This is a genomic window from Vibrio genomosp. F10 str. 9ZD137, assembly GCF_049974785.1.
Lineage (GTDB): Bacteria > Pseudomonadota > Gammaproteobacteria > Enterobacterales > Vibrionaceae > Vibrio.
This window is the reverse complement of record NZ_JBNGCJ010000844.1, coordinates 1-3,220: the sequence shown is the minus strand read 5'-3', so window position 1 is coordinate 3,220 and position 3,220 is coordinate 1. Positions and strand designations below refer to the sequence as shown.

Genomic DNA, 3,220 nt, shown 5'->3' with positions numbered 1-3,220 from the left:
ACCGCTCTTCCGATCTTGACGAGATCAGATGCAGGATCACCCAACATCCCATCGGCTTGCCTGTAGGCGTACATCACCTCGACGCCGAATTGAGGGGTATAGGCTTGTTCGGCAATTTCTACTTGCGTTTGGTTGGCCGAGATGGCGATATCCGCCATTTGTACCATTGGGTGCTGATTAAGTTGCTGGTAATGCTTAGTGGTGCCTGCCGAGTTGTTTAAACGCTGTTCAAGTAGGCCCCAGTCGAGTTGATTGCTTGCTTGTAATGAGTCAGTTCGATACAGCCAATCCGATCCTAGCCACTCTGACAGTTGAGAAATAAGGCGACTCTGCATTTGGCGGTTTGCCTGCAATTTTTCTTCAATTTGACTGACTTGAAGTTGAGCATTCAGAAGATCTTGTGCTTCGCTTTTACCAATGGCGTAGTTCGTTTGAATAAAGCTTTCCATCTCTTGCATTAATCGATGATTTTCAAGCAGTACGGAATGCGCCTGCTGCTGGTAGCCGAGCTCAAGCCAGAGCTGAGTCATGCTATTGGCGACCTCAAGCTCGCGAACGGCGATTTGAAGTGCCATCCCATCTGCCTGTTGATTGGCTTGTCGTTGTTGAAGAGCAAGTGTTGAGCCGCGGCTAAATTGTTGCATTAGCCCAACAGAGATGTTGGTCATTGGGTCATCGTCAAACTTGAAACTGTCGACCGGTAAACCGCCAACACCAAATTTTAATTTTGGGTCAGTAAGGGTCGAATTGGCGATTCCAGACTCCCTCATCGCATGAGATTGGGCGTAGAACTGCTTTCGGTTTGAGTCGTTATCTAACGCGAGTTCAATCAGCTGGGCGAGTGAAATTGATGATGACGCTACGCTTGTTTTCGTCGTATCAGCAGAAGCGTGAAGTGGCAGGGCTAAGCCAACCAATACACCGACTGCAACGGCAATAAGTGAGGGTTTAATAGTCACGGTATTATCCAAATTCTTGCGCCAAATAAGCCCTAATAAGACAAAATAGTAGACGCGATAAAACGGTCACTGCGTTAGCCATTAGCGGACTGATGTAGAGACGCTAAAAGCAAGTGAGCAGTAATAGAAAATCAGAAATTGGATTAGGCGATTGGGGGACGGTATAAAGAGTGCGGACGGTGAACACGCTCACCTTGGTTCAGAGTTTCAATCCGACTTAATCGGGTCTTTAAATGGGTGTCATTATTTAAATTGGGGATAAATGCCATCACATTGACACAAGTCGCGGTGCAGCAGTTATGCGCCGATTCAGCACCGCCATCACAATGAAGCGAATCGGACTGAGTAAGAAGCCAGTCAGTAGAGCTATAGTGGTGGTTCATTTGATCATAGTCACTGTTCATTACTGAGTGACAATCAGGCAACTGCGATGACGATGTAGGCTGAATACTTTGGCTAGCGCAGACATTAGAGTTAGACATCAAACCGACGCTATCTGTCATTTGGAATGACATTAAAGGCGCACTCGCAACAACACTAGACGTTAACAACGTGAAGATGCTTAAAAGTGTTATCCAATTGATGCGAGTGGTAGAGAACCGCATACTGAGCCTTTAAAGTTGATTTGTTACAAACATTAGGGCCTCACCTAGGGGGAAGGTCAAGCACATTATTATCAAATGATTTCCATCAGGTTTCCAGTCATGTGCAGACCGATTTAAACTCTTCAAAAAGATCTCCACGATTATTTCTGGGCGCCAAGTAAGTAACTTTCCATGCTTGTCGTTATTCATTACTCTCTAAATTAGGAAAGCGGCTAACTATAGACCCTACAAATAAATGTCGAAACTTCAGTCTTAGGTTACCTCTAAAGAGGCGTCAAATAACCTTGATTCTTGGCAAATTCTTTGTCGAATAATCGGTGCAACGCCGTACTTCGCTTATCTACGTTTGCTTCGGTTTTACTGTCAAATATCATAATGACATCGTCTGTACTCGAATACGCTGGCCATAAAGGCAATCTACCACCATTTGGATTGCCGGTTTTAGCAAAATTAACCCAAGCGCTCGACATCAACTCGGCCAACTCTCTGTCCTCTTGAATCCAAGGTCTATCGACGGTATCGAGGTTATTAAAGGCATAGACTAAATCTCCCATATGATAGGCACCGTGTTGTGCGCTAAGTTCACCAGGAGGTGCCTTGCTAAATGAATAAAGATAGATAGGTTCGGTACCCGACTTATTTTGTTGAGATGCCCACTTTCGCGTCGCCCAGTGGATTGATTCAGTTTTAGTTGAGACAACGTTGTCCCTAGCTTGGCTGTCTGTTTTGGCTGGATAAAGCTTTAGATATTCTTCTGCGTAATCACCAAATAAGCTTTTCGCCCAGAATTCAAATGTGCCTAGTGTGATTACATCATGTGGTATTGTCGCAGCCTCGTCTGATGTACCACCTATTAGCATAGGTACATCAATTTGCAGTCCTTTTTCATAAACGCTAGATACGTTCTCTGGTAACAACCAACCATCCACAACCGGCCATGCTTTATAGGGTTTTGCCATCAATTCTTCAGGTGAGAGCTTTCTAAGTTGATCAATTGAAGTTGCGCCTAAACTGTTCGCGTATCGAATACCCGCAGCTTCGTTGTTCTCAAGCTTTGCATGCCCTTTCATCGCAAATACTGAACCACTTTGTGCGATAAGTTTGTGGAACAACCCCTTTGCTCTCGGCGATGCAGATAAAAGGTGCGCGCTGATTGCACCCGCTGACAACCCAGAAATCGTGACGTTACGATTGTCACCACCAAACTGACCGATATTACGCTGAACCCAATTTAACGCTGCGATTTGATCAAGTAATCCATAGTTTCCTGATGTGTGGTTTGGCGATTCCTGTGTCAATTCCGGATGTGCCATAAATCCCAGCACACCAACTCGGTAGTTTATAGTGACCACCACTACGCCTTTTTGTGCAAGAGCGGTCCCATCAATTGAGTCATCACTGCCTGACCCCCAAACAAAACCACCAGGGTAAAACCACACTATCACGGGTAGTTGTTCGTTATTTCTTGTTTCTGGCGCCCATACATTGAGATATAAACAATCCTCATCATAGACATGAGGTTTAGGCAAAAACTCTTTTTGATAGAAAGCCCCCTTTTCAGGCAGAGTTTGGGGGCTTGATGCGCCATACTCCTTGGCTCTGCGTACCCCTTGCCACCTTTCAACGGGCTCAGGTGCAGAGATCGGAAGAGCGGTT

At 45.4% G+C, this 3,220-nt stretch carries 3 protein-coding genes; all 3 read right to left on the bottom strand.

Annotation, left to right across the window (positions count from 1 at the left end; translation table 11 throughout):
• Positions 1-902: TolC family protein (locus ACP45E_RS19055; protein ID WP_241824346.1), on the bottom strand; the 902-nt coding region annotated here is incomplete at its 3' end.
• Between the two features lie 200 nt (positions 903-1,102).
• Positions 1,103-1,474, bottom strand: coding sequence for a hypothetical protein (locus tag ACP45E_RS19050; RefSeq protein WP_141707430.1), 372 nt, complete (start codon positions 1,472-1,474; stop codon positions 1,103-1,105).
• 353 nt (positions 1,475-1,827) lie between these two features.
• Positions 1,828-3,220, bottom strand: a 1,393-nt coding sequence (locus ACP45E_RS19045) for a carboxylesterase/lipase family protein (protein ID WP_069585436.1), incomplete at its 5' end; no start/stop codon positions are given.

Excerpts from the sequence above, each read along its gene's own strand:
- ACP45E_RS19050 (WP_141707430.1), bottom strand. The coding sequence starts at position 1,474 with ATGTCATTCCAAATGACAGATAGCGTCGGTTTGATGTCTAACTCTAAT.